The sequence below is a fragment of the Shimia sp. R9_2 genome, assembly GCF_017743735.1.
In the GTDB taxonomy this organism is placed as follows: Bacteria; Pseudomonadota; Alphaproteobacteria; order Rhodobacterales; family Rhodobacteraceae; genus Shimia.
Genome location: NZ_JAGHRO010000004.1, coordinates 37154 through 62781 on the forward strand (window position 1 = coordinate 37154; position 25628 = coordinate 62781).

Here is a 25628-nt window from a genome sequence, read left to right on the forward strand (position 1 = left end):
CCCCTAACCTCGCCTCAAATTTGACTTTTCGGGGGGAACCATGTCTGACAAAACCTATGCTCCGTCTGCGGAAATGGCCGAGAACGCCATCATCACCGCAGCAAAATACGACGCGATGTACGCGGCCTCTCTGGCGGATCCTGAAGGGTTCTGGAACGAGCACGGCCAGCGTGTGGAGTGGATCAAGCCCTACACCAAGGTGAAGAACACCTCCTTTGCGCCGGGCAATATCGACATCAAATGGTATGAGGATGGCACGCTCAACGTGGCCGCCAACTGTATCGACCGCCATCTGGAAACCCGCGGCAATCAGGCCGCCATCATCTGGGAGCCGGATGATCCCAACGAGCAGGCGCAGTCAATCACCTATGCCGACCTGCACCGCCGCGTCTGCCGCATGGCCAATGTGCTGGAGACCATGGGCGTGCGCAAAGGCGACCGCGTGGTGATCTATCTGCCGATGATCCCGGAAGCCGCATATGCCATGCTGGCCTGTGCCCGCATCGGCGCGATCCATTCGATTGTCTTTGCAGGCTTTTCCCCTGACGCGCTTGCCGCGCGGATCAACGGCTGTGACGCCAAGGTGGTGATCACCGCCGATCACGCCCCCCGCGGCGGCCGCAAAACCGCGCTCAAGTCCAACACCGACGCGGCCCTCCTGCACACCAAAGACACCGTGAAATGTCTCGTTGTAAAACGCACTGGCGATCAGACCACCTGGGTCGACGGGCGTGACTATGACTACAACGAGATGGCGATGGAGGCGAATGACTACTGCAAACCCGCAGAGATGAGCGCCGAAGATCCGCTCTTCATTCTCTACACCTCAGGCTCCACCGGCCAGCCCAAGGGCGTCGTGCACACCACCGGCGGCTATCTGGTCTATGCCTCCATGACCCATGAGTACACCTTTGACTACAAAGACGGCGACATCTTCTGGTGCACCGCCGATGTGGGCTGGGTCACGGGCCACAGCTATATCGTTTATGGGCCCCTTGCAAACGGCGCGACCACAGTGATGTTTGAAGGCGTGCCCACCTATCCGGATGCGTCGCGCTTCTGGCAGGTCTGCGAAAAGCACCGTGTGAACCAGTTCTACACCGCCCCAACCGCCCTGCGGGCGCTGATGGGCCAAGGCAATGAGTTTGTGGAGAAATGTGATCTCTCCTCCCTGCGCATCCTTGGCACCGTGGGCGAGCCGATCAACCCGGAGGCCTGGACCTGGTACAATGACGTGGTTGGCAAAGGAAACTGCCCGATCGTGGACACCTGGTGGCAGACCGAAACCGGCGGCCATATGATGACCCCCCTGCCCGGCGCGCACGCCACCAAACCGGGTGCTGCCATGAAGCCGTTCTTTGGTGTCGCCCCTGTGGTGCTTGATCCGCAGTCCGGTGAAGAGATCAGCGGCAATGATGTGGAAGGCGTGCTGGCGATTGCCGACAGCTGGCCCTCACAGATGCGCACCGTCTGGGGCGATCACGAGCGCTTTGAGAAGACCTATTTCTCCGATTACAAAGGTTATTACTTCGCCGGTGACGGCTGCCGCCGCGACGCGGATGGCGACTACTGGATCACCGGCCGTGTGGATGATGTGATCAATGTCTCCGGCCACCGCATGGGCACAGCCGAGGTCGAAAGCGCGCTGGTGGCGCACGCCGCCGTGGCCGAGGCCGCCGTGGTGGGCTACCCGCACGACATCAAGGGGCAAGGCATCTACTGCTACGTGACCCTGATGAACGACCGCGAGCCCTCAGATGAGCTGCGCACCGAACTGCGCAACTGGGTGCGCACGGAAATCGGCCCGATTGCTAGCCCCGATCTGATTCAATGGGCGCCCGGCCTGCCCAAGACCCGCTCCGGCAAAATCATGCGCCGCATCCTGCGCAAGATCGCAGAAAACGACTACGGCGCGCTGGGGGACACCTCCACCCTCGCAGACCCCGCCGTGGTTGATGACCTGATCGAAAACCGCATGAACCGATAGACCTTCCCGAGCCGGGCGCACACTCCAGCGCCCGGATCACTCCCTGTCGGGCTGGCCCTCGCGTCAGCCCGTTTTTTTACATTTTTTTGAATTAGATTTATGGTCATCGGATAGTTGGTTTGTTTGAGTGAGTAAGTTGATTGCCGATAGATTTCCCCACTGCGATCACAGGTATTGCGACAGGAGCAATAGCTGGCTGGCTGACAGCTTATTTCGGGCTTCGGAATGAACTCAAGGTACTCGAAGCCAAACGCATTCAAGCGGACGACATATTGCGAAATACTCAAATCACTCATTATCAAAGTCTACTACTTCTTGCCGCTTCTGATCTTCAAGATCGACTTTGGCAACTCACGCAAGAACAAGCGACATCCAACGCTCCTGTTCTAGTGAATCAAGACCAATTGAAGCCAGCCTACAAAAGTTGGCCCATGTCAAAACAGCACTACCTTCAATCCACACTTTTTCTAAGCGCACGGTATTTCGCTTTCGTAGAGATGTTGAAGCATGAGTTGAGGTTTCTCACATACAAACAAGATGATATCACCCGTAAGCTTCGCCTTTGTCTGAAAAAGGTGGAACGTGCATTTGCAAATACGAGATTGCAACAAGAAGCGACTACCAAGGATGACCAGGTCACTGAGGATCGTCCTATTTTTCAAATGCAGCAAGCCTATGTCGGGCAATCTCTATGGGAGCACAAAAACGATAGTATTGAGTGGATGTCTTATCCAACGTTTTTACAATTATATGAAACGAAACTCAGAAATACGGAAGATTTCCGTGCACTTGTTGACCTGGTAACAGGCGCGGTTTCCAAGCGCCCAGGTAGCTTTCACCGACGACGCCTGTGCATTGTGCTAAATACTCTCGTAGAACTACTGGATTTTCTCGATCCACCGGATACCGAAGGAAACGGGGTGTTTTTGCTAAAGAAAGAGCGTGAAACAGTCAATTTGCCGGAATTACCCTAAAATCGCGCCCCAAAGCACCCCCCAACCAAACCAGTTGAACAACCGTTCACTCCTCCATAACCTGCGCCAATGTCTCATGCTGATCGCCCGCTTCTCGGCATCCTGTTGATGCTTGGCTTCTGTGTGCTTGCCCCGCTGGGCGATGCCACGGCAAAGCTGCTGTCAAACGTCCTGCCGCTGGGCATGCTCATTCTTGTGCGCTTCTCCATTCAGGCGGCAGTCCTGATCCCGATTGTCATCGCGACCCGCCGTCCGTGGCGCCTGCGACCACAGCTCATGGGCCTCGTGATCTGGCGCACGCTTTTGCATATGGCGGGCATCGGCTGCATGTTCACAGCCCTGCGCTATCTGCCGCTGGCCGACGCAGTGGCCATCGCCTTTGTCATGCCGTTCATCATGCTGATGCTGGGAAAATACATTCTGGGCGAAGAGGTTGGCCTGCGCCGTCTGATGGCCTGCATCGTCGGGTTTTCCGGCACGCTGATGGTGATCCAACCGAGCTTTGTGGAGGTCGGCGCGCCAGCGCTGCTGCCGCTAGCCGTGGCTGTGATCTTTGCGCTCTTTATGCTGGTCACCCGCCAGATCGCCAAAGAGGTTGACCCCATCGCCCTGCAGGCCACCAATGGGGTGATTGCCACAGCGCTCCTGCTCCCGGCCCTGCTGATCGGCCATCAGCTTGGCCTGGCGGAGCTGTCTTTCATCCGGCCCACCGGCAACACATGGGGGCTTTTGCTGCTCATCGGGCTGCTCGGCACTGTGGGCCATCTCTTCATGTCGTGGTCCCTGCGCTATGCGCCCTCCACCACGCTCGCCTCCATCCAATATGTGGAGATCCCCTTTGCCGCGCTGGTGGGCTGGCTGATCTTTGGCGACTGGCCCAATGCGCTCGCCTCGCTGGGCATCTGTGTGACCATGGGCGCCGGGCTTTATGTGATCTTCAGGGAGCGGGCCAGTCTGCGGGCGTCGCCAGAAGCTGGCTGACCAACAGCCCCAGATGCGCCTTGGACAGGATCAACAGCATCCCCGGCGCCTCAACCTCCAGCTGCACAGCTCCGGTGGCCTCATTGGAGGTGCCCACCATGCCATCCGGCGCAAAGCCGATCCCGTCGATCGGCCACTTCAGCCCCTCAGAGCGCCCCTGCACCGCGCGCATGGGAAACAGTGACACCCGCGTACCTGCAGCCACAGGCAGCGACAGCTTTGGCGGCAGCAGACAGACCACATCGCTTTCCCCGATTATGACACAACGCCGATCCGCATTCCGCACTAGAGCATTATAGCAGGCCAGCTCATGATCCACCCGCGCGCCGGTAAAGCCCACCGCCAGCACCAGTGGTGCAGAAATATGCCGCAAAGCTTTGTCAAAATCCGTGCTATCTTGTTCTGAAACAAAAATTAACTGTTCTGGCGGTATCGATTCTCGCATGTTCTTTGGAAGCGAATCCAGATCCCCGATCACCACCTCCGGCATGTGCCCGGCGCTCAGGCAATGGGCCGCCCCGCCATCCGCCGCCACAAGGGTTGGGCCCAATTCCAGGGCCACAGACAGGTCGGACGGATCCAAAGAGCCCGCGCCCGCCAAGGTTATTGGTGCAAATTTTTGAAGAATTTGGCACATATTGTGGTCGCCCCCCTATCCCCGCGTAGTTGGACACATTTTCGCCCCAAAATCATACTCTAAGTTTCACAGATTCGTTCACGTTTCGACGTTCCTTGAGTGATAGTTTGGTTGCTGAGTAGTGCAAAGGACCCGCAAAGATGGTTACGAATAATAAAGTACTCACGGTTTCATACGGGACGTTCTCCTGCACCCTTGAAGGGTTTGAGGAGTCGTTTGACACAATGAAAGCCATCGCTGAGTACTTCCGCGATCTGGCCGCGGATGATCGGTACTTTGGTGCCGAGCCTCCCACCCCGGACGCTGAAATGCTTGCCCGTATTGCGGAGAAAGAAATTGCCCGCCGCGTGAGCGCACGTATGGATCAGGGCACCATCGTTCTGAGCACCAATGCACCGCAAGCCGCCGAAGCCCCTGCACCTGTTCAAGCACCGGCTCCAGCACCTGTTGCCGAAGCTCCGGTAGCAGCCCCTGCACCCGCAGCCCCCGCCGCTGCGGCTCCGGTGCAAGCGCCCGTCGAAGCTCCAGCGCCTGCCCCTGTTGCCGACGCTCCAGCTCCCGCACCGGTTGAGCCTGATGTTGTTGAGCCTGAACCCGAAGACATCGTGGCCGCCGAAGAGATCGCTGTTGTGGCAGAGGCCGAAGCCACCCCTGTTGCTGCACCTGTCGCTGAAGACACGCCCCAAAAGGACGTGATCGAGGCAGAGGCCGCCCCAAGCGTGACAGACAGCGTGCTTGCTGCCATCGCAGACGACACGCTCGACACCCCTGCGACCGACGATGCAAACGCCTTCATCGAAGACACGCCTGAAGACGCCGCCGAAGAGACCCCGATCAACCTCGGCGCCATCGCCGCTGCTGTGAATGCCGATGTGGCAGAGGACGATCTGGCGGAAGAGGCTGTTGAAGAGGCGGCGGAAGAGCTGTCTGTCGCAGAAGACGTGGTTGAAGAGGCCGCGGAGCTTGCAGAAGAAGACACCGTTGAAACCGCCGCCGAAGACACTGCCGAAGATCTGGGCGAAGCGCTGACGGAAGAAGTGGCTGAGGAAGTTGACGCTCTCGACATTTCTGAAGCGGCAGACGCCCCGCTGATTTTGGAGAACGCGGTGGAAGACACCGTTGATCCTTTCGCCACTGAGGCAGATGAGGCTCCTGAAGCCGTTGCCGACGCAGAGGTGCGCGAAGAGGCGGACGCCGACGACGAACCTGAAGTTGCCGACCTGTCTGACTGGGACGAAGACGAGGCTGACAGCGCCGCCTATGAGGAAAACTCCATCGCGGCCAAGCTCGAGCGCATCCGCGCCGTTGTCTCCCGCGCCGACAGCGCCAAAGCTGACGCCATCCCGATGGAAGCGGACGCCGACGAAGCCGGCGAGACCGCTGCAGACAGCAACATCTTTGAAGAAGAAGACGCCGCGCTGTATCAGGACGTCGCACCTGTAGAGCAGACTGCGGCTGAGGAAGTGGCAGACGTCCCAGCCTCTGAGGATATGCTGTCAGAAGATGACTTCGCCGCCGTCACCGAAGCGGTTGCCGAAGCGGACCCGCAGATCGAAGACGACGCACCGGAAGCAGAGGACGAAATCGCAGCTGAGGACACAGAAGAGGCCGAACACGCCGCTGATGCCGAAGCAGAAGCCCAGCCGCTGCGCGCCCGCGTCGTGCGCATGAAAAAGGCCGACTTCGAAGAAGCGGTGGCCGCCGGTCTGCTGGAAGCGGAACCTGTGGATGGGGACGAAGAGGAAACCGCCGAGGCGGCCCCGACCTCCAGTCTGACACCCGAAGACGAAGCGGATCTGCTTTCTGAGCTCGCCAAAGTGCAAGCCGAACTCAAAGAGGCAGACGCCAAAGCCGACGCAGCTCCGGAAAAAGAAGAAAACCTCTTTGCCGAAGACCTCTCTGAGGACACCGCCGCAGAGGCCGAAGAAGAAGCCGCCGCCCCCGCACCAGAGCGTCCGCAGCAGCCAGAGCCGGATCTCAGCCGCCTGATGGCCAAAGCGGACAGCGAAATGCAGGAGCCAGCCGGCAAAGGCCGCCGCAGCGCAATCGCGCATCTGCGCGCCGCCGTCGCCGCCACCCGCGCCGAAAAACACGCAGTTGCAAACAAGAGCAAAGACGGCACAACCGCCTACCGCAGCGATCTCGCCAGCGTTGTGCGCGCCGCCACAGGTGGCGCCAAATCCGCAGCTGCCCCGCTCAAACTGGTGGCTGCCCAGCGTGTCGACACGCCCGCCGAGGCCGAAGAAAAATCCGCTCAACCAGAGAGCACTGCCCCTAAGAAAGCGCCGCGCCGCATCCCTGTTCGCCCGCGTCGCATTTCCGCTGATCAGGTCGACCGCGAAGAAGCGGCTCGCGCGGCGGCTCCGGTCAGCTCGGGCAGCTCTGCGATGAGCGGATTTTTGGACTACGCCAAATCTGTTGGCGCCACCCAGCTGCCCGAAAGCGTTGAGGCCGCAGCGGCCTATCTGACCTATGTGGAAGGTCTGGACCGCTTCACCCGCCCCATGCTGATGCGTATGGCCCGCGAAGTGAACATCCCGCAGTTCTCCCGCGAAGAGGGTCTGCGCAGCTTCGGCCAACTCCTGCGCCAGCAAAAGATCGACAAACTCGCCGGTGGCCGTTTCACCGCCAACCAGGCGATCAATTTCCAGCCCCGCGACCGCGAAGCGGGCTGATTTTTACTGCATTCAGACCAGAAAACCCCGGCCGTTGGTCGGGGTTTTTGCTTGTGTGGAGCTTTCACTCTAAAACTTGGTCATCAGGCACCAGATACCCCTGATACCGCACAATCAATGCACCACTCAAAGGCGCTCGAAGTGCCACATCAAAGTTGAAGCGTTTGTTTGCAACAAACTCACGTGTTTCGCTTTCTGGTAATGTCCAACGCGGCAACGGAATACCTAGAAACCAGCCGCGCCTGAGCGGCATTGAAACCACGCCGTTTCTGACGTCGAGATCAACCTCAAATAGAAACGCGCCAAATCGTTCGCGAAAACGCCCTGCCTCTGGCGCAGCTGCGCACCGCGACCGAAATCGCTTCAAATCGAACTGTCGCTCCCAGAGCTCTCCGTTCGCTTCACGTGTTTTGGTCACCTGAACCGGACATGCATCCGCCGCTGGTGGAAATCCAAATAGAGAAGCAATCAGGCGTGGAATGAATTGCCTCCCACGTTCGACGCGCGCAATCCCTGCGAACCTCCGGACATCAGAAACTTCGTGCAAATCTCTGATTTCCCGAGGCAATTCCAACCAAACCTCCCTAAAGGCCCGTTCAAAATGCGGTGAATTCACTCCAGCAACAACCTCGCCTTAAGCCGCGCATCAGGCATCGCGCACATATCGCCGCGCCCAAACAGCGCATAGCGGTTGCGCGCAATGCGGCGGTAAATCCAATCCTGAACCGCACGCGGCAGAAGCCTCAGCGGCCACATCAGATGGCCCACGCCACCCACCTCGGCCCCGACCCGGATGATGGCGTTAAGCGAGCTGTAAGCGCGCCCATCGACAATCAGAAGCCAGCTTTCCGGATCATCCGGCCGCAAGCCATAATGTGCCAAAAGCGCGGTGCCCAGCGCGGTCTGTCCGGGGCAAATTCGAAACCGCTCGGCGCGATCAAACCGCGCGATCATCCGCGCCCCAAAGCTGCACAGCGCACAGTCCCCGTCCATCACGGCAATGGGTCCGCTGTCGTCAAAACCCGGGATCGCGGGATCGTCGCGGTATGAAAACGCGGTGCGTTCTGGAAGCTGCGCCATGGCTCTTGCCTCTCCTGTCTGCCGACAGCCTCGCAAACCCTGACCTGCCCCGCAACCCCGCAGCAAAAACGAAAACGGCGACACAAAGGTGTCGCCGCTCTCTCAATCAATTTAGGTCGCGCTTATTGCGGATCATCGTCAAACCGATGCGGCGCGGCATTGGGGTCTTCTTGGCCGATGCCCTTGAAAACCGATTTGAACGGAAGGATCCACACAATTCCCAGCCCGACATAGAGCGCCAACGTCCCGATGAAGGAGTTTGGCGAAAGCGTCGTGGCCAGAACGGACGCCAGGATGATGTAGATCGGCAGCCCCACCACGAGAACCAAAAGCGCAACGCGCCGCCGTGCCTTGTAGCTCAGTGCCATCTCACTCTCTCCCTTCCGCGATCCTCAAATCAACTACGCGATCAATCCGCAAACGGATCGGTCACCAGAATGGTGTCTTCGCGCTCCGGGCTGGTGGAGAGCAATGCCACAGGGCATTCGATCAGCTCCTCGACGCGCTTGACGTATTTGATCGCATTGGCCGGCAGGTCATTCCAGCTGCGCGCGCCTTCGGTGCTTTCGCTCCAGCCTGCAATCTCTTCATAGATCGGCTTGCAGCGCGCCTGCTGATCTGCTGCTGTGGGCAGGTAATCCAGCGTCTCGCCATTCAGCTCGTAGCCTACGCAGATTTTCAGCGTCTCAAAGCCGTCCAGAACATCGAGCTTGGTCAGACAGATACCTTTGATGCCGGAAGTTGCACAGGTCTGACGCACCAGCGCGGCGTCAAACCAGCCACAGCGGCGCTGACGGCCGGTGGTGGTGCCAAACTCATGGCCACGGGTGCCAAGGCGCTCGCCATCCGCATCCGGTGTGCCGTCTTCTTTCAGAAGCTCGGTTGGGAACGGGCCTTCGCCCACGCGGGTGGTGTAGGCTTTCACAATGCCCAGCACATAGTCGATGGAGCCCGGGCCAATGCCCACGCCGGTGGCCGCTTGGCCTGCAATCACATTGGAGGAGGTCACAAAGGGATATGTGCCAAAATCAATGTCCAGAAGCGCGCCCTGCGCCCCTTCAAACAGGATCCGCTTGCCCGCCTTGCGCTTCTCGTTCAGCACTTTCCAGACAGGCGCCGCATAAGGCAGGATCTCTGCTGCAATCTCTTTGAGCTGTGCAATCAGCGCGTCACGGTCAATCGGCTCCACACCAAGACCTTTGCGCAGCGGATCATGGTGCTGCAGCGCACGGTCCACACGGGCTTCCAGCGTGGCCTCATCCGCAAGGTCTGCCACACGGATCGCACGGCGACCCACTTTGTCTTCATAGGCCGGGCCAATGCCGCGACCGGTGGTGCCAATCTTGGTGCCTTTGGAGGCCGCCTCTTCGCGTGCCCGGTCCAGCTCACCGTGGAATGGCATGATCAGCGGGGTGTTTTCCGCAATCATCAGGGTCTCAGGGGAAATCTCGACGCCCTGCTCACGCACAGTCGCAATCTCTTTGATCAGGTGCCACGGGTCCAGCACCACACCATTGCCGATCACCGACAGCTTGCCACCGCGCACAACGCCGGACGGCAGCGCGTGCAGCTTGTAGACTTTCCCGTCGATCACCAACGTATGGCCAGCGTTATGTCCACCTTGGAAACGTGCGATCACATCGGCACGCTCGCTGAGCCAGTCGACGATCTTGCCTTTTCCCTCGTCGCCCCACTGAGCGCCTACAACAACAACATTGGCCATATCCGGTCCTTTGCAGAGAGTTCAAACCCGCGCCCTTTTAGCGATGTTGATGCAGGTGCGAAACCGCAAACTGCGCCAAAGCGCGTAAGTGCCGCAATTTCTCTGACAGAACGCGCAAATGGGCTCAGCCCGCGGCTTCTCCCGCCGCCAAGTGGACTGGCGCCCCATGTGGCGTGTTCAGATAGGCCCGGGTCCAGCCCTCTTTCAGATCACGCAAAACCGCAGCCTCCGCCAATCCCAGATCCTGCAAGAACCCTTCCAGCGTTTCGAGCCAGGCGTTGAAGTAATCTTCCCCGCCATCAAGCTCCTTGGCCAATCCATGCGCCTTTAACGTGGCGCCAAAGCGCTCCGCCCAATCCGGCCAGCCAAAGTGCCCCGCCTCATTCAGCGCGACCGTCAGCGCGAAAAGCTGCGCATGCCAGGGTGCATCAAACGCAGGTTCCGGCTTGCCACCGCACCATGTCATTCTGCGGGCTCCAGATAGCTCTCCCACAGGTCCAGCACGACCTCATCACGCGGATCAGCCTCCGCGCCCCAGAGTTCCCGCGCCGAAAACCGCACCGCATAGAGCGGCTCAGCCGCCTCGCCCTGAAAATGCGCATTGCTGTCAGGAAACACATGTGCGCCATGCTGCAAAACCACTTCGCCTTTGGCCCCGCTGGCGTAGGCTGGCAGACGTGTGTGCCCGCCCTGCACCATCACATTGCGCGCAGGCCGCCGTGTCTGCACTTTTGCGCCCACCGCAAACTGCGGTGCTGCGGCCTCCCGAGTGTAGGGGCTGCCATTCATCAGCGCGCCGGTGACCGCACCGGGCTTCGCTGCCCGCTCCGCCACGGGAGAGACACCTTCCGCCTGCCCGCTGGCAAGCTCCGTTTCCGTCAAAACCCCGCGCGCCACCATAAGGTCCGCAAGGCCGCCCATCCATTTCTCATAATAAGAAAACCGCGTGTAATCCTCAGGGCTCAGCAGCTCGCGTGCATGGCGGGAGGCATCAATATTCCACTGCCCCAGAAAGCCGCAAGCCACGTTCAGAGCCAGCGCCCGTTTGTGCCAATCTTTGGCCTCTGCAAACTCATAGCCATCCGTCGGGTCCACCGCCCCAGTGCCAAGACGCCCGCCCATGTCATGTATCCGGCTCATGCGCCCCCCTCCTGCAAGCCTGGCTCCTTCGCCAACGCCGTCCCAATCATGCTGTCGCGTGTGATCAGCTCCGCCAGCGCCGCCTCGCTCATGCCCTCGGTACCTGCGGGCCGCTGCGGCACCACCAGATAGCGCACCTCTGCCGTACTGTCCCAGACACGCACTTTCTGACCCTCTGGCAAAGTCACGCCAAATTCTTCCAGCACTTTGCGCGGCTGCCGCACAGAACGCGCGCGGTAGGCATCTGATTTGTACCACCCCGGCGGAATGCCCAAAAGCGGCCACGGGTAACAGCTACACAGCGTGCAAACGACCATATTGTGGGTCTCATCGGTGTTTTCGACAAACACCATATGCTCGCCTTGCCGCCCATACAGCCCCATCTCGCGCAGCACTGGCATCGGATCGGCCATCATCTGCGCATGAAAGTCAGGGTCCGCCCACATCTTCGCCACAACCTTGGCGCCGTTCTGCGGACCAATCTTGTTCTGATAGAGATCAATGATCTCATCCAAAGCGGCCGGATCCACCAAGCCTTTGTCGGTCAACAATGTTTCCAGCGCCTTCACCCGCAAAGCAGGGTCAGAAGGCAAATGTGAATGCGGGTGGTCTGCGTGATCATGTGGCATGGGCCGGAGCCTGCCACGCGCTCTTAAACCTGTCCAGTCACCTCATTGACAGGACGCGATTATTGCCCTTTCAACAGCCCTCAACGCCCCGGCAACACCCCGTCAACACTGTGTTCGCGCAAGAGCCGCGCGAAACCACCTTGCCCCCCGCGCCAAACTTGCCTACATACCCCGCTAACAAAACCGAACGCTCGCTTTTACAGGTCCCAATGGAAAACGTTGTCCTCATCATCCACCTTCTTCTTGCTCTGGCGCTGATTGGCGTCGTTCTGATGCAGCGTTCCGAGGGCGGTGGCCTTGGCATGGGCGGCGGCGGCGGTGCCGTATCCGGCCGCGCAGCTGCAACCGCGCTGACACGTGTGACCTGGATCCTGGCGGGCGCGTTCATCTGTACTTCGATCGCCCTGACCGTGATCGCAGCGAAAAATTCCGCATCCAGCTCTGTGTTTGACCGTCTGGGCACCGAAGCCCCTGCGGCAGAGCAAACCGCGCCAACACTGCCGGGCGCTGGCGACTCGCTGCTGCCACCGTCTGAAGGCGACAACGCGCCGCTGGTGCCGCGCGCCGACTGATCTCTGGCCCAAAGGGCTGGCTGACGTGGCCCTCCTCTGGGGGCCACAACTATTTTTGCCCCCTGCGGGCACCACCATAGCTTGAGGCACGAAAGCCGACCGCAACAGCATCTTGCGGTCCGGTTGCCTTCTTGCTGCGAATCCTATATAAATTAAGTCCCGTGATGCTGGGTCATTTGGCGGTGTGAATCGCCTCGGCTTGGGCGCTGCTAAATCGACAATCACGGGGGACGCCAGAGGCATGGCTCGCTACATTTTCATTACGGGTGGGGTTGTTTCATCGCTGGGCAAAGGCCTGGCATCAGCCGCATTGGGCGCGCTTCTGCAAGCGCGGGGATACACAGTGCGTCTGCGCAAACTGGATCCCTATCTGAACGTTGATCCGGGCACCATGTCTCCGTTTGAACACGGCGAGGTCTTTGTGACCGACGATGGCGCGGAAACCGATCTCGACCTCGGCCACTACGAGCGTTTCACCGGCGTGCCTGCCCGCATGACCGATTCCGTCTCCTCCGGCCGCATCTACTCCAACGTGCTGGAGAAAGAGCGCCGTGGCGACTATCTGGGCAAAACCATTCAAGTCGTGCCGCACGTCACCAACGAGATCAAAGACTTCCTGCATGTGGGCGACGACGAAGTCGACTTCATGCTCTGTGAAATCGGCGGCACTGTGGGCGACATCGAAGGTCTGCCCTTCTTTGAAGCCATCCGCCAGTTTGCCCATGACAAACCCCGTGGCGATGCGATCTTCATGCACCTCACCCTGCTGCCCTATCTCGCAGCCTCCGGCGAGCTGAAGACCAAGCCAACCCAGCACTCCGTGAAAGAGCTGCAATCCATCGGTATCGCGCCTGACATTCTGGTCTGCCGCTCCGAGCAGCCAATCCCGGAAAAAGAGCGCGGCAAAATCGCCCTGTTCTGTAACGTGCGCAAAGAGGCCGTTGTACCAGCCTATGATCTGAAGTCGATCTATGAAGCGCCGCTGGCCTATCACCGTGAAGGTCTGGATCAGGCGGTTCTGGATGCCTTTGGCATCGCTCCGGCCCCACGCCCTGACCTCTCTGTCTGGGAAGACGTCAACGACCGTCTGCACAACACCGACGGTCAGGTGAATGTGGCCATCGTTGGCAAATACACCCAGCTCGAAGACGCCTATAAGTCGATCAAAGAAGCGCTCACCCACGGCGGCATGGCCAACCGTGTGAAAGTGAAGGTCAGCTGGGTCGACGCCGAGGTCTTTGACAAGGGTGACGCAGCCCCGCATCTGGAAGGCTATGATGCCATTCTGGTGCCCGGCGGCTTTGGCGAGCGCGGCACCGAAGGTAAGATCAAAGCAGCGCAATATGCGCGTGAGCACAAGATCCCCTACCTCGGCATCTGCCTCGGCATGCAGATGGCTGTGATCGAAGCGGCCCGCAACAAGGCTGGCATCGACACTGCGGGCTCCGAAGAGTTCGACCACGAAGCCGGTGGCAAGCGTTTTGAGCCGGTGGTCTACCACCTCAAGGAGTGGGTGCAGGGCAACGCCAAGGTCACCCGCAAGGCCTCTGACAACAAAGGCGGCACCATGCGCCTTGGCGCCTATGACGCGGCTCTCATCGAAGGCTCCAAGGTGGCCGAGGTCTACGGCAGCACCGCGATCGAAGAGCGTCACCGTCACCGCTATGAGGTCGACATCAAATACCGCGAACAGCTTGAGGCCTGTGGCCTACGCTTCTCCGGCATGAGTCCTGATGGCCGCCTGCCGGAAATCGTGGAATGGGAAGACCACCCATGGTTTATCGGCGTGCAGTTCCACCCGGAGCTGAAATCCAAGCCGTTTGATCCGCACCCCCTCTTCCGCGACTTTGTGCGCGCCGCCAAAGACAACTCGCGGCTGGTCTGATCACTGATCAAACATCAGACAAAACCAACACCAAGGGCATGACGCAGGTCATGCCCTTTTCTTTTGGTGCGACGCGCAAATCCACGCAACGCGCGGTGCCGTAACCAATTTTCGGGCGCGATTTTCGCACCTCCGCGATACAGCCGCGATACCGACGCAATACCGACACGGGATTTCATGGTTAACGCCCCCCCGTTGCGCGATTGCGTTTGACCCCTTTGCCCGCGCGCAGTACCACCATGGGCGCAAGACAAAAGGGACCCGCCCATGATCTACAAATCGGCGCAAGACTGGCTTGATGCGGCACAGAAAAAAGTGCTGCTCTTTGGCATGTCAGGTTTGGGAAAAACGCATATTTCCAACGCCCTGCGGGACAACGGCGACTGGTTCCACTACTCGGTCGATTATCGCATCGGCACCCGCTACATGGGCGAGCACATTGCCGACAACGCCAAGCGCGAGGCAATGAAAGTGCCCTTTCTGCGCGAGCTCCTGATGACGGATTCGATCTACATCGGCTCCAACATCACCTTCAACAACCTCGCGCCGCTCTCCACCTACCTTGGCAAACCGGGCAACCCGGACCAGGGCGGTCTGCCGTTTGCCGAATACATGGCGCGGCAGGAGCAACATCGCACGGCAGAGATTGCCGCATTGATGGATACCAAACTCTTTATCAACCGCGCGCACGACCTCTATGGCTACAACCATTTTGTCTGCGACACCGGCGGCTCGATCTGCGAGGTGGTTGATCCTGAGGACCCCATAGACCCTGTGATGACCGCCCTCTCTGAGACCACATTGATGGTCTGGCTCAAAGGCTCTGAGGCCCATTCCGAGGCTCTGGTGAAGCGCTTTGATCGCGACCCTAAGCCCATGTATTATCAGCCGGAATTCCTTCTGTCCGCATGGAGCGACTATCTCGGCGAAACCGGCCAGATAGAAAGCAGCGTTGATCCTGACGCCTTCGTGCGCTGGACCTATGCCCGCGCGCTCGCGCATCGCCAGCCGCGCTATGCCGCTATGGCCAAATGGGGCATCACCATCACGCCTGAAAGCGTTGCAACCGTTGCCACAGCCGATGATTTCAATCATGTGATCGCCAGCGCCCTTGAGGACCAGGCCCGCGCCGCTTAAGTATCGCCCTTCCTGACATTCAGAGTTTAAGAGACCCACATGCCTATCAAGATCCCCGCCGACCTACCCGCCTTTGACGTGCTCAAGCACGAAGGCGTTATGGTCATGGCCGAAGATCAAGCGGCCCGTCAGGACATCCGCCCCATGCGCATCGGGCTTCTGAACCTGATGCCCAAGAAGATTCAGACCGAAAACCAGTTCGCCCGCCTGATTGGTGCCACGCCGTTGCAGATCGAACTCTCGCTCATCCGCATGAGCGAGCACAAGACCCGCAACACCGCCGCCGAGCATATGGCAGAGTTTTACCGGCCTTTTCAGGATGTTAAAGCCAGCGGAGAGAAGTTTGACGGGCTAATCATCACCGGCGCGCCCATCGAGCATATGCCCTTTGATGATGTGACCTACTGGGAAGAGCTCTGCGAGGTCTTTGACTGGACCCGCACCCATGTGCACTCCACCTTCGGCGTCTGCTGGGGTGGCATGGCGATGATCAACTATTTCCACGGCGTCAAAAAACACCTGCTGGACCACAAGGCCTTTGGCTGTTTCCGCCATCAGAATTTGGCCGAAGCTTCACCCTATCTGCGTGGTTTTTCAGACGATTGCGTGATCCCGGTCAGCCGCTGGACCGAAATCCGTCAGGATGAAATCGACGCTCGGCCAGAGCTGAACACCCTGCTCTACAGCGCCGATGTCGGACCTTGTCTGGTGGAAGCTCCTGAAAGCCGAGATCTCTTTATTTTCAACCACTTCGAATACGACAGTGACACGTTGAAACAAGAGTATGACCGCGACGTAGCCGAGGGCACACCCATCAACGTGCCGATGAATTACTACCCGGACGACAATCCCGCCAACCCGCCGCAGAACCGCTGGCGCAGCCACGCACATCTGCTTTATGGCAACTGGATTTCCGAGATTTATCACACCACGCCGTTTGACATGAGCCGCATCGGCCAGGAGATCACCGACCTGCGCGGCTAACCCCAGCGCAGCCTCCCGTTGCGTCACCCGCGCAATTGTGAATCCCCTCATGCCCACAACTTTGGCTAGTCTGTGGGCAGGTGCTCAGAGCGATCTGAGCCTCTTTGACGGGAGAGAAAAACATGCTGCGGTGGATTGTCATACTTTGTTTGATCACGATTTTGGTCGTGACAGCAACCACTTGGTGGAAGGTCCAGTCCCGCTTGAGAGCCGCACGAGAGAATTTCCCACCCGAAGGCGCCTTTGTGGAGGTCAGTGGTCACCCCGTGCATTACGTCGCGCGTGGCAACCCTGAAAACCCAACTGTGGTGCTGATCCACGGTGCCTCCGGAAACACCCATGACTTCACCTTTGATTTTGTGGACCGCCTCACGGACCGCTATCACGTCCTTGTTTTTGATCGCCCCGGCATGGGCCACACCCCGCCGCTCGCGCGCAAAGGCGTCACGCTCATTGATCAGGCCAAGCTGCTGTCTTCTGCCACAAAGATGCTTGGGGCGGACAATCCGATTGTTGTCGGCCAAAGCTTTGGCGGGGCCGTCACCATGGCCTGGGCCGTGCATCACCCCGACCACATCGCTGCCGCTGTGTCCATCGCGGGGGCAACCTACCCGTGGCAAGGCCCTCTGAACCCGCTCTATAAACGCATCGCAAGCCCTTGGATTGGCCCAACAATCTCCCGCCTCATCTCAGCATGGGCCAGCGAGGAATACGTTGCGAAAAGCATCGCCGAGATCTTTGCCCCACAGGCCGCACCAGAGGGCTATGCAGAGGCCATTGCCGTGCCCCTGATCCTCCGTCCGCACTCCCTGATCGCCAATGCCCAGCAGCGCACCGACCTGCGCGAGGAGCTGCGCGAACTGGCACCACAGTACAAGAACCTTAGCCTGCCGGTAGAGATCGTGCATGGCGACGCCGACACCATCGTCGGCCTGACAGTGCACTCCACCCGCATGGTCGAGGACATTTCAGGCGCGCATCTTGTCACTCTGGACGGTGTCGGGCATATGCCCCATCACACCAACCCCGACGAGATTGTCGCCGCCATCGACCGCGCCGCCACCCGCGCCGGATTGCACTAGGGCGCGATGCACCCCATATTGGGGAAAACGGAGATGTTTCATGGACTTGCCATTTGACGGTGCCATCAGCGCGTATTTCAAAGACGAGGCCCCCAAGCCCATACGCGATGCCATCAAAGGGGCGGACAAGAATGACATTCTCAGCGAAAGCTACCCCCACAAAGAGCGCCTGAGCCGCAAAATCTACGAGGCAGAGCTGGAAGCGCTGCAAATCGAACTGGTCAAGATGCAGCATTGGGTCAAGGAGAGCGGCGCGCGCATCGCTATGGTCTTTGAGGGGCGCGATGCTGCGGGCAAAGGCGGCACCATCAAACGCTTTCGCGAAAACCTGAACCCACGCGGCGCGCGGGTTGTCGCGCTCTCCAAACCCACTGAAGCGGAGCAATCCCAGTGGTATTTTCAGCGCTATATCAATCACCTACCCTCCGGCGGCGAGATCACATTCTTTGACCGCAGCTGGTACAACCGTGGCGTGGTCGAGAAGGTCTTTGGCTTTACCGAAGACGCAGATCGTGAACGGTTCTTTCAGCAAACCCCGGCCTTTGAGCAGGCGCTTGTGGATGACGGTGTGCATCTTTTCAAGTTCTGGCTCAACGTCGGCCGCGCAGAGCAGCTCCGCCGCTTTCTGGAGCGCGAAAAAGACCCGCTCAAGCAATGGAAACTCAGCTGGATCGATGTTGAAGGCCTCAAACGCTGGGATGCCTATACCAGCGCCATTGAGGAGACGCTCACCCGCTGCCACGGCCTGCACACGCCGTGGACCGTGATCCGCTCTGATGACAAGCGCCGCGCGCGCCTCAGCGCCATCCGCACGGTTCTGCACGCCTTACCTTACGAAAGGAAAGACACGCAAGCTATTGGGAAGGTTGATACATCTGTGTGCGGCGGACCGGATATCTGGGATGCCTAAACGCGGATACCACCACGGCAACCTGCGCCAGGCGCTGGTTGAAGCAGCCCTGAGTCTCATCGAGGCAAAAGGCCCCACAGGCTTCACCCTGTCTGAGGCGGCCAAAACTGCAGGCGTCACACCAGCGGCGGTCTATCGCCATTTTGAAGGCCGCGAAGACCTGATCGCAGAGGCCGCCCGCCAAGGCTATGAGATCTTTGCCGACCTCATGCAATTCGCCTTTGATAAGGGACAGCCATCCGCCCTCGCCTCTTTTGAGGCCACCGGACGGGCCTATCTCGCCTTTGCCCGCAAGTATCCCGGCCACTACATCGCCATGTTTGAAAGCGGCATTTCTGTCAACCGCACGCCAGAGCTCGCCGCAGTCGCGACCCGCGCCCGCGGCGTTATGGAACACGCCGCCGCAGAGCTCTCCAAACATATCCCACCGGAAAAACGCCCACCGGCCAGCATGTTCTCCGCCCATGTCTGGGCCATGAGCCACGGCGTCGTCGAACTCTACGCACGCAACTCCCCCGGCACCCAGAGCCCCTTCGCGCCGGAAGACCTTTTGGAAAGCGGCATCGGCGTCTACCTGCGCGGCCTGGGATTGATCGACAAGGATCTATGAGCCGCAATGGATATTTTCACCATATTTCGCGGTGAGTTAACCTATCCGGATGGCTTCGCCTCCATGGTGAAACGCGCGCCCCAGCAACGTGCCGAATACCACGGGATGCAGGCGCTTCTGGAAGAGATCAGCCACGGTGGCCTTGAGCAGCTCAAAGACCAAACCGTGCCGCCCACCGAAAATCTGGATATCAAAAACCTCGCTTCGGCAGCGGAGAAATTTCAGAACATTCAAACAGAATTCTCAGGGCGCCCCCAGCTGCTTGCTCTGCATGCGCTGGTCATCGCGGGCTCTCGACGCCGCAACACGCCGCAGATTGCGCAGGATCTGTTTCAGAAGTGTTGGCAAGATCACTCCAGATTCCTTTTGGAAGAGCTGGACATGCGTTGGAAGCTCTCTGCCCTCCAGACCTTTCGCGACCTGGGAACAACCGAGGCACAGAGGCGATGCGCCGGAGAACTCATCATATTTTTCAATATGATGAAGCTCTATGAAACCGAACGCCTCTATAGCGGCGCCTCCGCTGAGACTGCTTTTGACCCGAAAAATCGCACAGGTAAAAAGCTCCCTCTCAAACTCACGCCCTATTCGCTGGTGCATGGAGATTTGGATCGCAATCTTCTGGGCATGCTGTGGCTCTCTGCAGAAGAAGACCCTGTGCTCGCGCCGCTGGCCTGTCATCTGCTTACAGAAGTAAACCGCGATAAACGCAATATCTTCAGGCGCCTACGGCTGATGCGCCGCGTGCTGAAGCGGCGTCGGAAATAGCCCCCTCCAAGGCGCTTCGCCCGCGTCACTGATACGCAAGCGCCACCCAGATATGCACCCCGACCAGTGGGAAAAGCGCGGCTGACAGGCCGATATGGCAAAACAGCCAAACGAGATACATCCAATTCTTGCGATACCCAAGCACCGTGCGATTGAACACGCCGGTCACAGCGATCAAAAAGAACACCGTGCTCACCCCCGTCATCCAGACATGCCCGAAACGCACCGCGTGCAAAGCAAAAACAAAGGTCGCCGCCACACCGACCCAGCGGTGGATGGTCAGGTTTTGCCGCATATGGCTGTTGTCTTTGCGCACACGTTTGGCAAACAGCACCCATTGATAGCCCAGCAGCCCCAGCAGCAAACACCCTGTCAGAACTTGCTGGCCAAAGCCTGAGAGAGGCGCAAGCAACCCCATCTTGATTTCAAAGAACAGAATGGTCGCAGCAAGGCTTAATCCCAAAACAGCCATCGCCGCATAGGGTACACGTTGCATGGTGGCGATCAAAATGCGCATGAGAGATCTCCTTCCATACTAGCCGCATTTGCAGCGCCAAATTGGGTTTCGCTCTCCTTGCTACGCTGACTGCGGAGCATGGTTTTGAGAATGCCATCAGAGACTTGCGATCGGACCTCGCCGACAAACACATTGGTCTCCGGCAGTTGATAGCTGTCTTTCGCGGGCCAGTGCGCTCCAACAACAGGCGCTTTCTCAAAGCCATCGGTTTTGGCCAGATAGGCGCTATATGTCCGCTCTACCGCAACAAACAGCGCCTCGATGGTGGTCCAGAACTCCTCTGTAGAGAGCTGCGCGGAGGGATAGGTCCAGGTGGTTGCCCCCATCACATCATCGAGCTGCCAGTCTGTTTTGGGGCTGTCCTTATGCTCATTGTGGCAACTGACGCATGGCGCGACCGAGGCCAAATCCGGATACATCGCCACTTGGCCGGCCAGATCGTCTTCTGAAAAAACCGGTGCGCGCGTCTGCTTGAGCTGCTCAAACGCACGCATCTGCGCATCGGAGAAGAGATTTGACGGATTGATCGGCGCATCAGACCCCAAATACAGCCCCAGGCGCGGTGGCAACGCCTCCAGTTGCGCCGCCGTTTCCCGCAAGAAGAGAGCAGGCAATGGCCCTTGCTCCATACCGGGTTCCCGCCACTCTTCACCAAACTTGAGACCAGCGGCCATCCCCCCGCCCACGATACGTTTGGTGTAAATGCCCCGCGCCGCCGCATTGATGTGGTTGGCAACGGCAAACAGGTCGGTGACCGGGTGCTGACAGTCGCTGACCTTTTCGCCGCCGTCCCTCAAAGGTGGCGGTGCCGTGGCGAAGAGATAGATCGCCAGACAGGTAAAACCGCCAAGCAAAACGATACGTAGCGTTGTCATTCCGTCCTCGCTTCATAGAGTTTTTCCTCCCCATAAGGATCAGGCCCTCCCAGAAAATATTGCCTGATCACCTCTGCTGGTATGGCCTCCGCGATGTGCAAAGGGGCCTTGAACGCATGGTTGCCATGGAAGTCGTGACAGCCCAGACAGCTCTCCCACTTCTTCTGCTCGATGAGTATTTCATGTTTTATATCAATAGGATCATTCTTAACCTTGATCCCCTCATGACAGGCCCGACACACACCCACAGCGCTGTGTACAACCTGTTCACTGTGCTCGGAATGGCAGCCCAAACAGCTGCGCGCATCCACCATTTGCACCGCTTGCGCAAACCGTGGTTCCTGAAAACGATAGATTGGATGGCGCTCATTGGGGCGTGCATGACAGGCCAAGCACGCCTTTGAGGTCACCTCTTGATATCCAAAATCCACAGCCGTGGCGCGCGATCCAAATGCGTAGTGTAACTGCGCCTGAATCTGTTGCCGGATACTCCCCGCGCTTTCCACATGGCAGGCGTCGCAGGCAACCTCCGCGTGATCTGAGATCAACGGCCCATGCGCCAGCACATGTTTGCTGTCCTGTGACAGCATCGCCAACCCGCCAAGCGCCACGGTTGGCACCGCAGCCATCAAGGCCAACAGGCGAACAACACGCACAGATGGAGACACCATAACCCTCTCCGCAACACAAACAAACGTGGTTAAAGAGTCGTTAGAAATGGTTAATCAACCGTTAATTGTGAAAATCCTGAGCGACAACGGTGACTTACTCCCCTGTTGCGCAGAGGTATTCCACAGCCGCCTATGAAACGTGACAGAGACAAAATGTCGCCAAAACTGCCTCCCATTTGGGTTGAAGCTCCTGCCGCACAAAATTAACTCGTTAAACATAGCCATCAAGCGTTAGAGACGCTGCCAGCTAGAACTAGGGCCGCTTGCCAGTATGGCACCCAGCCAAAAACATGAGACATCGCTATGAAATTTGAGATCAATCGCCGCCAGCTGATGCTTGCAGGTGCTGCCCTGATGCTGGCGCGCCCTGCCTTTGCACAATCCACCGTCGACATTCAGATGCTGAACAAACACCCTGAAGACAAGAAACGCCGCATGGTGTTCCATCCGCTCATTCAGGTTGCGCAAGCCGGAGACACGGTGCGCTTTGTCTCTGAGGACAAAGGCCACAACAGCGAAAGCATAGAGGGCATGCTCCCCGAAGGCGTCGACACCTGGAAAAGCAAGATCAGCAAAGATTTTGAGATCACGCTCGATGTGCCGGGTTTCTATGGCTACAAATGCACCCCGCATGCCAGCATGGGGATGGCTGGCCTGATCATCGTGCAGGGCGACGGCATGATGGCCAACTATGATGCGGCCAAAGGCGTGAAGCACAAAGGCCGGATGCAGAAAGCCTGGGACGCGATCTGGGAACAGGTTGAGGCCGAAGGACTGGCGCAGGCCTAACGTCCCGCAAATCAAACACGAAAATCAAAAGGGGCGTCCAACACGCCCCTTCTTTTTTTTGCTGCGTCACCCACCGATCGCCCCGCCAGTCGCGCAAAAGAAAAGGGCCCGCAAATCTGCGAGCCCTTTCTTTTTTGCATGTTGTCCTGCGATTAACGCTTGGAGAACTGGAACGAACGACGCGCTTTGCGCTTACCGTATTTCTTACGTTCCACAACGCGGCTGTCGCGGGTCAGGAAGCCAGCGGCTTTCAGAGGTGCGCGCAGGGAGGGTTCATAAAGCTGCAGAGCTTTAGAAATACCGTGCTTCACCGCACCGGCCTGACCGGTCAGACCGCCACCTTTCACTGTGGCATATACGTCGAATTCACCTTCTACGCCGGCAACCTGGAAAGGCTGGCGCAGGATCAGCTGCAGAACCGGACGCGCAAAGTACTTGTCCTGGTCTTTGCCGTTCACGATGACCTTGCCGGAGCCCGGCTTGATCCAAACGCGGGCAACAGCGTCTTTACGTTTACCGGTCGCGTAGGAGCGGCCCAGTTCGTCGCGCACTGGCTCACGAGGAGCCGCAACTTCTACAACAGCTTCTTCACCGGCTACGGCGTTCAGCTCTTCAAGCGAGTTGATTTGATCAGCCATTGATTAGCTCCGGGTGTTCTTGCTGTTCATGGACTTAACGTCCAGGACTTCAGGCGCTTGTGCTTCATGCGGATGCTCGGCACCAGCGTATACACGCAGGTTAGTCATCTGCTTGCGGGACAGGCGGTTGCCAGGCAGCATGCGCTGAACGGCTTTGGTCACCACGCGCTCTGGGTGCTCGCCTTCCAGGATCTGACCTGCAGTGCGGGATTTGATGCCGCCTGGGTGGCCGGTGTGCCAGAAGTAGTTCTTGTCAGAACGCTTCTTACCGGTCAGCTGGATTTTGTCCGCGTTGATCACGATGACATTGTCACCCATGTCCATGTGCGGGGTGAAGGACGCCTTGTGCTTGCCGCGCAGGCGCATGGCGACGATCGAAGCAAGACGGCCCAGCACCACGCCTTCGGCGTCGATGATGATCCATTTCTTCTCGATGTCTGCCGGAGTAGCAGAGAAGGTTTTCATATTAGGTCTTCCAGATTGGTTGACGGGTTGGCCGGGAATCCCGGCACGCCGGTCTCTCCAGTAAATGATGGGCGGGTTATAAAGCAGCTATGCGTCACGTCAAGCGGTGTAAATCCAAAATAAGTACACAAAAACAATAGCTTGCAAAATAGGTATTATTTTACCCCATCAATTTTCATTCAAAAGAGGCGGTTTCGCCAGCAAACGCGAGACAGTTTCCAATGCGGCCTGCAATTCGCTCACCGGCAATTCCGGTGCGAGGGCAATCCGAACGGCATTTGGCGCCTGCCCATCCGGCAGGGCGTATTCATCCGCAGATTTGATCCTTATGCCTTCTGCATCACAGGCCCGCACAAAAGTGGACCCGCGCCAGCCCTGTGGCAAACGCAGCCAGATGAACGGCACATCCGGTCGCCAGCGAATGTTCCAGCTGCCCAGAATGTTCACGGCCACTCGGACACGCTCATCAATCGCAGCCAACACACGCCGCTTGATACCATCCGCCTGCCCGTTCAGGATCAGCTCTGCACAGATGTCCAACATCGGCTGCGGCACACCGTAAAAATTGGATTGCGCCACATGCCGCGCCTGCTGCGCCCGCCCTTCCGGCGGCACAAGAAAGCCGAAGCGCAAAGCAGAGGAGACTGCCTTTGTCAGCGAGCCAAGATACCAAGTGCGGTCTGGGCACAGAACGCGGTAAGACGGCACGTCTGTTGGGGAAATGGCATAACAATCGTCCTCAACAATCTGCACATTGTATCGCCGCGCCAGTGCCGCGATCTCCTGACGCCTTTCCAGCGGCGTGTGAATGGCCGTTGGGCTGTGCGCTTGAGCAGAGGTCATCAGAACCTGCCCCCCATGTCGCCGCAACGCCTCTTCCAGCCGATCCGGGCGAATGCCATGTTGATCCAGACCAATGCCAATCACCTCTGCACGCAGCAGGCGACAAGCGTGGCGCACCCCCGGGAAGGTGATTTCTTCGGTCAGCACCACGGGGGACGCCCCATGCAGGCAGGATTGCAAGGCAATCATCGAGGCACTCTGCGCCCCCAGCGTCAGAACCACGTCATCTGCTGAAATACGGCCCGCTATGTCCTGTCCGATCCACTGCACAACCGCTTCGCGTGCGACCTTATCTGTTGTTGAGTCAGGGCATAGCAAATAGCGCGACCCTTCCTTCAAGGTCTGCGCCATGGCCGCGCGAATGGCGCCGTCCTGCCCGACATCCGGCACACGGACAGCCCGCAGATCAATATCGCCGCTCTGACTGTCCGTCACCAAAGGATCCGGCCCTGCCAAAGGCGCACCGCGACCCTCGGCCACAAAGGTGCCGCGTCCTACAGTGGTTTCCAGCAACCCCTCTTCCACAGCGAGCTTGTAAGCGCGGGCGACCGTTCCCGGTGTGATCCCAAGATCCCATGCCAGATCCCGCACCGTTGGCAACTTTTCCCCCACAGGCAGCTGCCCGCCATGCACGGCACAACGAAGTGATTGTACCAACACGAGATACTTCGGATCGGTACAATTTTCAAAAACAGGCGGCCAAAATGTACCAGTCACAATGTTTTCCTCGCCATTGTATCACGCCAAAGCTACACAATCAGTGTAACAAACTTGAGGATTGTATCAATACAATATTGGAGACGACCATGACAATGACCACGACACACCTCGAAAGCCTGACCAGCCACGCCGCCAATGCGCAACTTCCTGTTGCGGCACGCCTCGCGCTGTCTTTCGCAGCTGTGGTCACCGCATGGGATCAGCGCGCACGCACCCGCCGTGCCCTCTCCAAACTCGACGCAGCGCAGCTCAAAGACATCGGCGTATCGCTCGCAGACGCCCGCGCGGAAGTCGAAAAGAAGATGTGGCAAATCTGACTCCCGTCAGTTGCCTCTT

General features: G+C 58.7%; 28 protein-coding genes. 14 read left to right on the plus strand and 14 right to left on the minus strand.

Translation table 11 applies throughout. The annotated features are described in order from the left end of the window. Positions 1-40: 40 nt before the first annotated feature. From acs to J7400_RS11100, 3 genes are all read left to right on the plus strand, one after another. Complete coding sequence (gene acs / locus J7400_RS11090) at positions 41-1987, plus strand: acetate--CoA ligase (RefSeq protein ID WP_209063131.1); 1947 nt, start codon at positions 41-43, stop codon at positions 1985-1987. Positions 1988-2127: 140 nt separating this feature from the next. Beyond that, positions 2128-2961, plus strand: coding sequence for a hypothetical protein (locus tag J7400_RS11095; protein WP_209063133.1), 834 nt, complete (start codon positions 2128-2130; stop codon positions 2959-2961). Positions 2962-3030: 69 nt separating this feature from the next. Continuing rightward, entirely contained in the window at positions 3031-3942 is a 912-nt protein-coding gene (locus J7400_RS11100; RefSeq protein ID WP_209063135.1) for a DMT family transporter, read from the plus strand. Here the strand turns inward: J7400_RS11100 and J7400_RS11105 are convergent. After that, the gene (locus J7400_RS11105; RefSeq protein ID WP_247738762.1) at positions 3899-4525 is read right to left on the minus strand and encodes a thiamine diphosphokinase; all 627 of its coding nucleotides are present in this window, start codon (positions 4523-4525) and stop codon (positions 3899-3901) included. The genes J7400_RS11100 and J7400_RS11105 overlap by 44 nt on opposite strands. Before the next feature lie 194 nt (positions 4526-4719). Between J7400_RS11105 and J7400_RS11110 the strand changes: the two genes are divergently transcribed. Beyond that, a complete protein-coding gene (locus tag J7400_RS11110; protein WP_209063140.1) occupies positions 4720-7254 on the plus strand; it encodes a hypothetical protein in 2535 nt (844 codons plus the stop codon). Between the two features lie 64 nt (positions 7255-7318). On the opposite strand, the gene J7400_RS11115 is transcribed toward J7400_RS11110, so the two are convergent. From J7400_RS11115 to nthA, 7 genes are all read right to left on the minus strand, one after another. Beyond that, a complete protein-coding gene (locus tag J7400_RS11115; RefSeq protein ID WP_209063142.1) occupies positions 7319-7828 on the minus strand; it encodes a DUF4166 domain-containing protein in 510 nt (169 codons plus the stop codon). Positions 7829-7866: 38 nt separating this feature from the next. Further along, positions 7867-8334 carry a DUF393 domain-containing protein gene (locus J7400_RS11120; protein WP_209063144.1) on the minus strand — a complete coding sequence of 156 codons (468 nt, stop codon included), beginning with the start codon at positions 8332-8334 and terminating at the stop codon, positions 7867-7869. Between the two features lie 122 nt (positions 8335-8456). Next, the gene (locus tag J7400_RS11125; protein ID WP_209063145.1) at positions 8457-8702 is read right to left on the minus strand and encodes a DUF2842 domain-containing protein; all 246 of its coding nucleotides are present in this window, start codon (positions 8700-8702) and stop codon (positions 8457-8459) included. Positions 8703-8743: 41 nt separating this feature from the next. Next, positions 8744-10057, minus strand: coding sequence for an adenylosuccinate synthase (locus J7400_RS11130; RefSeq protein ID WP_209063147.1), 1314 nt, complete (start codon positions 10055-10057; stop codon positions 8744-8746). Between the two features lie 124 nt (positions 10058-10181). Next, positions 10182-10523 carry a nitrile hydratase accessory protein gene (locus J7400_RS11135; RefSeq protein WP_209063149.1) on the minus strand — a complete coding sequence of 114 codons (342 nt, stop codon included), beginning with the start codon at positions 10521-10523 and terminating at the stop codon, positions 10182-10184. After that, complete coding sequence (nthB, locus tag J7400_RS11140) at positions 10520-11197, minus strand: nitrile hydratase subunit beta (protein WP_209063151.1); 678 nt, start codon at positions 11195-11197, stop codon at positions 10520-10522. Before nthB ends, J7400_RS11135 begins: the two co-directional genes overlap by 4 nt. Next, on the minus strand, positions 11194-11826 hold the full coding sequence (gene nthA, locus J7400_RS11145) for a nitrile hydratase subunit alpha (RefSeq protein ID WP_209063152.1): 633 nt from the start codon (positions 11824-11826) through the stop codon (positions 11194-11196). The genes nthB and nthA overlap by 4 nt, the downstream gene beginning before the upstream one ends. A 209-nt stretch (positions 11827-12035) precedes the next feature. Here nthA and secG point away from each other — a divergent pair, with 209 nt between their 5' ends. From secG to J7400_RS11185, 8 genes are all read left to right on the plus strand, one after another. Further along, positions 12036-12398, plus strand: coding sequence for a preprotein translocase subunit SecG (gene secG / locus J7400_RS11150; RefSeq protein ID WP_209063154.1), 363 nt, complete (start codon positions 12036-12038; stop codon positions 12396-12398). Positions 12399-12639: 241 nt separating this feature from the next. Continuing rightward, positions 12640-14283 (plus strand): CTP synthase, encoded by a 1644-nt coding sequence (locus J7400_RS11155; protein ID WP_209063156.1) that lies wholly within the window; start codon positions 12640-12642, stop codon positions 14281-14283. 267 nt (positions 14284-14550) lie between these two features. Continuing rightward, positions 14551-15420, plus strand: coding sequence for an ATPase (locus J7400_RS11160; RefSeq protein ID WP_209063158.1), 870 nt, complete (start codon positions 14551-14553; stop codon positions 15418-15420). Positions 15421-15459: 39 nt separating this feature from the next. Further along, entirely contained in the window at positions 15460-16404 is a 945-nt protein-coding gene (gene metA, locus J7400_RS11165) for a homoserine O-succinyltransferase (RefSeq protein WP_209063161.1), read from the plus strand. Between the two features lie 122 nt (positions 16405-16526). Next, positions 16527-17486, plus strand: coding sequence for an alpha/beta hydrolase (locus J7400_RS11170; protein WP_209063163.1), 960 nt, complete (start codon positions 16527-16529; stop codon positions 17484-17486). 40 nt (positions 17487-17526) lie between these two features. Further along, positions 17527-18396: a polyphosphate kinase 2 gene (gene ppk2, locus J7400_RS11175; RefSeq protein WP_209063165.1), complete on the plus strand. Its 870-nt coding sequence runs from the start codon at positions 17527-17529 to the stop codon at positions 18394-18396. Continuing rightward, positions 18389-19006: a TetR/AcrR family transcriptional regulator gene (locus J7400_RS11180; RefSeq protein WP_209063167.1), complete on the plus strand. Its 618-nt coding sequence runs from the start codon at positions 18389-18391 to the stop codon at positions 19004-19006. The genes ppk2 and J7400_RS11180 overlap by 8 nt, the downstream gene beginning before the upstream one ends. A 6-nt stretch (positions 19007-19012) precedes the next feature. Further along, positions 19013-19774: a hypothetical protein gene (locus J7400_RS11185; protein WP_209063169.1), complete on the plus strand. Its 762-nt coding sequence runs from the start codon at positions 19013-19015 to the stop codon at positions 19772-19774. Between the two features lie 25 nt (positions 19775-19799). On the opposite strand, the gene J7400_RS11190 is transcribed toward J7400_RS11185, so the two are convergent. Genes J7400_RS11190 through J7400_RS11200 form a run of 3 tightly spaced genes read right to left on the minus strand, consistent with a single transcriptional unit; the run spans position 19800 to position 21837 of the window. Then, on the minus strand, positions 19800-20291 hold the full coding sequence (locus tag J7400_RS11190; RefSeq protein WP_209063171.1) for a hypothetical protein: 492 nt from the start codon (positions 20289-20291) through the stop codon (positions 19800-19802). Then, complete coding sequence (locus tag J7400_RS11195) at positions 20279-21166, minus strand: DUF3365 domain-containing protein (RefSeq protein WP_209063173.1); 888 nt, start codon at positions 21164-21166, stop codon at positions 20279-20281. Before J7400_RS11195 ends, J7400_RS11190 begins: the two co-directional genes overlap by 13 nt. After that, positions 21163-21837: a hypothetical protein gene (locus J7400_RS11200; RefSeq protein ID WP_209063176.1), complete on the minus strand. Its 675-nt coding sequence runs from the start codon at positions 21835-21837 to the stop codon at positions 21163-21165. Before J7400_RS11200 ends, J7400_RS11195 begins: the two co-directional genes overlap by 4 nt. 303 nt (positions 21838-22140) lie before the next feature. Here J7400_RS11200 and J7400_RS11205 point away from each other — a divergent pair, with 303 nt between their 5' ends. Further along, entirely contained in the window at positions 22141-22626 is a 486-nt protein-coding gene (locus J7400_RS11205) for a pseudoazurin (protein ID WP_209063178.1), read from the plus strand. Between the two features lie 152 nt (positions 22627-22778). On the opposite strand, the gene rpsI is transcribed toward J7400_RS11205, so the two are convergent. The 3 genes from rpsI to J7400_RS11220 form a co-directional block, all read right to left on the minus strand. Then, a complete protein-coding gene (rpsI, locus tag J7400_RS11210; RefSeq protein WP_058240297.1) occupies positions 22779-23264 on the minus strand; it encodes a 30S ribosomal protein S9 in 486 nt (161 codons plus the stop codon). 3 nt (positions 23265-23267) lie between these two features. Next, positions 23268-23729 (minus strand): 50S ribosomal protein L13, encoded by a 462-nt coding sequence (gene rplM, locus J7400_RS11215; protein WP_209063180.1) that lies wholly within the window; start codon positions 23727-23729, stop codon positions 23268-23270. Positions 23730-23897: 168 nt separating this feature from the next. Next, on the minus strand, positions 23898-25289 hold the full coding sequence (locus tag J7400_RS11220; RefSeq protein ID WP_209063182.1) for a PLP-dependent aminotransferase family protein: 1392 nt from the start codon (positions 25287-25289) through the stop codon (positions 23898-23900). Between the two features lie 89 nt (positions 25290-25378). On the opposite strand from J7400_RS11220, the gene J7400_RS11225 reads away from it, so the two are divergent. Beyond that, positions 25379-25609: a DUF1127 domain-containing protein gene (locus J7400_RS11225; RefSeq protein ID WP_247738763.1), complete on the plus strand. Its 231-nt coding sequence runs from the start codon at positions 25379-25381 to the stop codon at positions 25607-25609. Positions 25610-25628: the final 19 nt, after the last annotated feature.